The following is a 6,523-nucleotide window of genomic DNA, read 5'->3' as shown; positions in this document are numbered from 1 at the left end:
TTCATGGAACCTCCTGGTGGGTGAACCATGCCAGAAAGTTCTACTTTTGCGGTGTCTCGCTAGAGGGGAAGCTTACGTTCCCACATCAGCGCCTTCTGGCTTTCCGTGTAATAGATCCGCTTGCGCATCTGCAACACTCCCGCTGCCCGTGGCAGGCTTCAGTGTGTTGCATCGATCAGTTGAATCCACCGTCGTGAGCCGTCAGCCCAGCGCTGATCGCACCATAGTTACAGGGCGAAACCCTGCTTCGGCACGTCATTTCTGCGTTCTGGCACCAATGTTTGTACAGCTCCCCTGACATCATTGTTTGTACAACATTGGTGTCATGCCCACGTGTCTTGTCCGGGGGCGCGCAAGGCAGGGTATTTCCCGGCATGCGCGGGGCGCCCCAGTCATTACTCGTAGCTTAGCGCGCGTATTGGATCCAGCCCCGCCGCTCGTGCTGCCGGGGCAATACCGAAGAGGATACCGGTGGCACACGAAAAGCCGATGGCCAGCAAGGCCGCCCAGGCGGGGACGCTGGCACCGCCGAAAGCCGGCACGAAGTGCAGTACCAGCAGGCCCAGGACATAACCCAGGGCCAGGCCGATCGCCCCGCCCAGCAGGGCCAGGGTGGCCGCCTCGATCAGGAACTGCAGCAGGATGTCCCTGCGCGTGGCGCCCAGGCTCTTGAGGATGCCGATCTCGCGGGTGCGTTCGGTGACCGACACCAGCATGATGTTCATGATGCCGATGCCGCCGACCAGCAGCGAGATGCCGACGATGGCGCCGGCGACCAGGGTGATGTTGCTCAGCACCGCGTTGAAGCTGGCCATCAGCTGCGCCGCGGTGCCGACCTTGAAGTCGTCCTTGGCGCCGGGTTCGAGGCGATGCTGGCGGCGCAGCACGGTGGTGATGCGCCCGCGCACGGCTTCCAGCGAGGCGCCCTTGGCCAGCTTGATCTGGATGACGATGCTGGGCTGGTTCTGCGTGCCGCTCAGCTGCAGCGCTGTGCCGTAGGGAATGATCACCTGGTTGTCGCGGTCCTGCCCCATCAGGCTGCCCAGCTTGTGCTGTTCGCCGACGATACGGAACCAGGTGCGGCCGATCTGGATGTAGCGGCCCAGCGGGTTGTCCGGCAGGTGCAGTTTCTCCAGTACCGTATCGCCGATCACCGCCACCGGACGATGGCTGAGGTTGTCCGCGCGGGTGATGAAGCGGCCGCGGCTCGGCCAGTAGCCGAACGAATCCGCAAACGAAGGCGTGCCGCCCAGCACCGTAGTGACCGTGGTATGTCCCTGGAAGGACAACTGCGAGCCGTTCATGGGCATCAGCGGCGAGATGCTGGCAATGCCGGGCACCTGGGCCGCGATGGCTTCCATGTCGTCGGGCGTGACGCGCGCCACCTTGCCCGTCAGCTGTTCCTGCAGCGGCAGGTAATGCTGCACGATCAGGGTATTGCTGCCCAGGCCGCTGAACTGCTGGTTGATGGCCTGGCTGAAACCCTGCAGCAGGGCCACCACGGTAACCACCGCGGCCACCCCGATCACGATGCCCAGGGCCGTTAGCGCGCTGCGCATCGCGTGGGCGCGGATGGAGGCCAGGGCCGATCGCAGGCTTTCCAGCAGCATCAGCATCGTGGCTACTCGTACCGCAACGCGTCGATGGGGTCGAGGCCGGCGGCCTTGGCGGCCGGGGCGATGCCGAACATCAGGCCCACCGTGGCCGTGAAGCCCAGCGCCAACGCCACGATCCAGGCCGGGGTGTGGGCTCCGCTCAGCGCTGGCACCAGGTGCGCCACCAGCTCGGCCAGGCCCACGCCCAGCCCCAGGCCGATCAGCCCGCCCAGCAGCGCCAGCAGCAGCGCCTCGAACAGGAACTGCAGCAGGATGTCGCTGCGGGTGGCGCCCAGCGACTTGCACACGCCGATCTCGCGGGTGCGTTCGGTGACCGAGACCAGCAGCACGTTCATGATGCCCACCCCGCCCACCAGCAGCGCGATGCCGACGATCGCGCCCACCACCAGGCTGATCATGTCGAACACGTGGGTCAGGGTCTTGATCAGTTCGCCCGCCGACTGGATCTTGAAGTCGTCCTCCTGTCCCGCCGTGAGGTGGTGCCGGCGGCGCAACACGCGGGTGATCTCGCCTTCCACGCGCGCGATGTCCGCGGCGCGGTCGGCCTGCAGCTCGATGGCGATGTTGGGTGGCAAGGTGCTGCCGCTGAGGCTGACCGCGGTGCCGTAGGGGATGAGGATGCGGTTGTCGCGGTCGAGCACGCCGGCCAGGGTGCCCAGCTTGTTGAGCACGCCGACCACCTTGAACCAGGTGCCGTACATCGAGATGAAGCGTCCCTCGGGATGCGCGGGCAGGTGCAGGTTCTCGATCACGGAGGTGCCGATCACCGCCACCGGGCGGCGTGTCTGGCTGTCGCTGGAGACCAGGAAGCGTCCCTGCGTCGGGTAGTCCGCGCCGTTCGCGGCGAAGTTCGAGGTGGTGCCGGTGATGCTGGTGGCGCTGGTGCGGTTGCCGTAGGCCACCTGCCCGCTGAACTGGGCCAGGGTCAGCAACGGCACCACCGCGTGGATGCCGGTCACCTGGCGGCGGATGGCGGTCAGGTCGTCCGGCGTCAGCCGTGCGACGCGCCCGGCCAGCTGGGCCTTCTCCGGCAGGTAGGCCACGATCACCATGCCGTTGGCGCCCAGGCTGCGGAACTGCTGGGTGATCATCTGCCCGAAGCCCTGCAGCAAGGCCACCACCGCGATCACCGCGGCCACGCCGATCACCATGCCCAGCACGGTCAGCGACGCGCGCAGCAGGTGCGCGCGGATCGCGTCGGTGGCCGCCCGCAGGGCTTCCAGCAGGCGGGTCATGGCGCGGCCGACGTCCCGGCGTCCGGGGCCGGGGCATCTGCCCGGGGCCCGGATGCGGCGTGCAGGTTGTCGCCGATGATGCGCCCGTCGCGGATCGTCACGGTGCGTCGCGCATGGGCGGCGACTTCGGGATCATGGGTCACCAGGATGATCGTGTTGCCGGCCGCGTGCAGGGCCGCGAACATTGCCATGATCTCGCGCGCGGTGGCCGTATCCAGGTTGCCGGTGGGTTCGTCCGCCAGCAGGATCGATGGATCGCCCACCAGCGCGCGCGCGATCGCCACGCGCTGGCGCTGGCCGCCGCTCAGCTGGTTGGGCCGATGGTCCATGCGATCGCCCAGGCCCACGCGCTCCAACGCGGCCGCGGCCAGGCGGCGGCGTTCGGCCAGCGGCACCCCGCGATAGACCAGCGGCTGCATCACGTTGTGCAGCGCGTCGGCGCGGCCGAGCAGGTTGAAGTTCTGGAACACGAAGCCGATCTCGCGGTTGCGGATGCCGGCCAGCTGGTTGTCGTCCATGTCCTCCACGTTGTGCCCGTTGAGCAGGTAGGTGCCCGCGCTGGGCCGGTCCAGGCAGCCGACGATGTTCATCAGCGTGGTCTTGCCCGACCCCGAGGGACCGATGAAGGACACGTACTCGTTGCGCGCGATGCGCAGGTGCACGTCATCCAGTGCCCGCACCTCGACCTCGCCCATGAGGTAGCGCTTGCAGATGCCGATCAGTTCCAGCAGGGGCGGCGCGTCTTTGTCGACGACGCTCATGACGCCGAGATTTTCACGCTGGCACCGGCCTGGCTCTTGCCCTTGGCGCCGGGGGATTTGGCCGGCTCGGTATGCACGGTCTGCCCGTCGCCCAGCCCATGCAGGGTCTGGTAGGGACCGCTGACCACCTCGTCGCCCGCCTTCAGGCCCTTGTCGATCGCCTGCCAGGTGTCGCTGGACAAGCCGGTGACCACCGCCGTCTTGTGCACCTTGCCGTTGCGCACCACGTACACGTAGGCGCCGCTGCTGGTGTCCAGCCCGCTCTTGCCCGGCGTGTCGTCGTACTGCACCGCCTGCACCGGCACCGCCAGCGCGTGCGGTGCGCTGCGGGTGAAGATCTCGGCACGACAGCTCATGCCCGGCAGGATGTGCGGCAGGTCCTTGCCCTGCAGCGCCACCTTGACCTCGAAGTTGCGCGCGCCATTGGCCTGAGCCGCGGCGGTGGTTGCCTGGGTGACCGACGAGGCGATGAAGATGACCTTGCCGCTGAGCTTGTCCTGCGGAAAGGAAACCGCATGGATGTCGGCTTGGGCGCCCGGCTTGATGTTGGCGATGTCGGCCTCGTCCACCTGCAGGTCGGCGATGATCTGCGCCGGGTTGGCGATGTTCATCATGGTCGAGCCGGGGATGTTGGTGCCGGCGATGACGGTCTCGCCCACCTTCACGGGCAGGCGCGTGACCACGCCGTCGATCGGCGTACGGATCACCGTCTTGGCCAGGTTCTGCTGCGCCTGGTTGAGCTGCGCCTGGGCGATGCGCTCGGCCTGGCGCTGCGAGGCCAGCTGCTCGCGGGCGATCGCGTACTGGCTCTGCAGATTCTCGAAGCTGTTGGCATCGACCATGCCGCGCTGGTACAGCGCACGCTGGCGCGCCACCTGCCGCTTGAGGTTGAGCGCGGTCAGCTTCTGGCTGTCGATCAGGGTTTGCGACTGCAACACCGAGGCCTGGGCCTGCTTGACCGCCGCCTCGTAGATCTGCGGATCCAGGCGCAGCACGACTTCCCCGGCGTGGACCCGCTGGCCCTCCTTGACCGGGATCTCGGTGATGCGCCCGATCACCTCGGGCTTGAGTTCCACCGGATCGAGGTAACTCAGCACGCCGCCGGCCAGGATGGAGGCGCGCACGGTGCGCGCCTCGACCTTGCTCACCTGCACCAGTGGACCGCTGTCGCGGTGGCTGAGGCTGCCCACCACCACCACCAGGATCACCGCTGCGACTATGCCGAATGCGATCAGTCCCTTGCGTCGGCCTGCCATGTCACGCGACCTTGACCAGGATCCAGATGCCATAGAACAGCACGTACGGCAACAGCACCACGATGGCGGAGTTTCCCATGCCGCGGCGCGTCCAGCGCGACATGCCGAAAATCGACAGACCGATCGTCCAGAACATGGTCAGGCGCACGCCGCTCAGGAGCGTGTACCAGGTGTCGCCGATCGACTGATGGAAGAACAGCGCGTTCAGGCTGGTCATGTCCAGGTCCGTCGCCAGGACCTGGTGGCTGCCGCGCAGCAGGTAGGCCAGGGCGGATACCAGCGTGCTGACGATGACCGGCAGGTTGCTCCAGGCGGTGAAATTGAACCACTGCCCGTAGCCCTTCACCTCGTAGCCGGCCACCTTGGCGGCGAGGAAGTAGTACAGCGCCAGGACCGCGTAGATCACGGGAATACCAATCACCACGCCCAGGGTGCCCTGAAGCATCCCGCGGCCACGCGTGGCGTTGTCGGCGAGCTTCTGGATCTGCTCGGCGTCCAGCTTGCTGGTGACCATGGAATTGTGCTGCAGCGTCTGCAGCATCATCCAGTGCACGTCGACGGTGGACATGTACCAGGCCATGAAGCCCGCGGAAGTGATGATCACCAGCAACAGTGGCCACCACAACCAGGCGGTGTGCTCGCGGATTTGATCGTAGGCCTGGCCGGGCGCAACGAAGATGTTGCCCAGCGCGGCAAGCGGGGAAGACGTGTTCAGGGTGTACTGTCGCTCTCGATTTTCCATAACCGTTTGAATTCCTCTTAAAGAAGGCCGCATTCGACCAGGTTACGATTTATTTCGGGGGGTAAATGACTCAGCAATGAGCCCGTCTTTATTTACACGTAATTATGTACTGGCTCTATGGATCGGGGCAAGCACAAAGCGGCTCGTGAGCGCCTACGGAACCCTGGCCGATTCAGGCTGCGTGATTTTGTGGTTGCTATTTCACAGAACTCGCGGGCTGCGGTAAATGCAGATCGCATATCCCTTAAATGACGGCTGCTAAGACAGGTCAGGGCGATGGCTGTGAGGGCTATTCCGGAGCCGCTGAGCAAAACTGCTAAAGGAAACACCTTAAGCAGAGTGCCAGAAACAATCGCAGACACTGGTGCCTGGCCCACAAACGTGAACAACATAATACTCATAACGCGTCCCATTAATTCCTGAGGGACGCGCTGCTGTATCCAAGTCAGTAAGGCAATCTGTACAACACCTCCCAAAACACCTATGCAGGCAAGCACAAGGGCTGCATTAGTAGTGGTGTGCATCAGTGCCAAGCTAGAAAGAGCGAGGCCGTTAAGTCAATCAAAAGACAAGACCAAGACTCCAAGCTGGCCCCGCATAAGACGAACCGCCATACCGGAGAAAACACTACATACTAGCATGCCAACACCATTCATTGTCATAAGAATGCCGGCGATGCTGCGCCCATGTCGAGGCGAGAATTTGCCAGCACCGGGAAACATACTTGAAGGGGGCCGCCAACAAAGAATGAAATGGACGCGGCATAAAGCACAAACGCACGCAGTGGCGGGGCGTTCCATACACTGCTCATGCCGCCCTTAACGCTCGCCAGCATCCCCGTAAGCTTCCCCGTCAAGCAGACATTTCAAAAGTAGAGCTCTTGGCGGCTCGTTGCCGGTACTCGACGGGCGTC

Annotated in this window: 5 protein-coding genes; all 5 read right to left on the bottom strand. The window is 64.7% G+C overall.

The window, feature by feature from the left end; translation table 11 throughout:
• Nucleotides 1-395: 395 nt before the first annotated feature.
• Genes BTJ49_RS15005 through BTJ49_RS14985 form a run of 5 tightly spaced genes read right to left on the bottom strand, consistent with a single transcriptional unit; the run spans nucleotide 396 to nucleotide 5,610 of the window.
• The gene (locus BTJ49_RS15005; protein ID WP_113066243.1) at nucleotides 396-1,616 is read right to left on the bottom strand and encodes an ABC transporter permease; all 1,221 of its coding nucleotides are present in this window, start codon (nucleotides 1,614-1,616) and stop codon (nucleotides 396-398) included.
• Between the two features lie 5 nt (nucleotides 1,617-1,621).
• Entirely contained in the window at nucleotides 1,622-2,851 is a 1,230-nt protein-coding gene (locus BTJ49_RS15000; RefSeq protein WP_113066242.1) for an ABC transporter permease, read from the bottom strand.
• On the bottom strand, nucleotides 2,848-3,612 hold the full coding sequence (locus tag BTJ49_RS14995) for an ABC transporter ATP-binding protein (RefSeq protein ID WP_113066241.1): 765 nt from the start codon (nucleotides 3,610-3,612) through the stop codon (nucleotides 2,848-2,850). The genes BTJ49_RS15000 and BTJ49_RS14995 overlap by 4 nt, the downstream gene beginning before the upstream one ends.
• Entirely contained in the window at nucleotides 3,609-4,868 is a 1,260-nt protein-coding gene (locus BTJ49_RS14990; protein WP_168184781.1) for an efflux RND transporter periplasmic adaptor subunit, read from the bottom strand. The genes BTJ49_RS14995 and BTJ49_RS14990 overlap by 4 nt, the downstream gene beginning before the upstream one ends.
• Before the next feature lies 1 nt (nucleotide 4,869).
• Nucleotides 4,870-5,610, bottom strand: coding sequence for a Yip1 family protein (locus tag BTJ49_RS14985; protein ID WP_168184780.1), 741 nt, complete (start codon nucleotides 5,608-5,610; stop codon nucleotides 4,870-4,872).
• Nucleotides 5,611-6,523 lie beyond the last annotated feature (913 nt).

Source organism: Oleiagrimonas sp. MCCC 1A03011, from assembly GCF_003267965.1.
Lineage (GTDB): Bacteria > Pseudomonadota > Gammaproteobacteria > Xanthomonadales > Rhodanobacteraceae > Oleiagrimonas > Oleiagrimonas citrea.
This window is presented reverse-complemented; position numbering and strand designations above follow the sequence as displayed.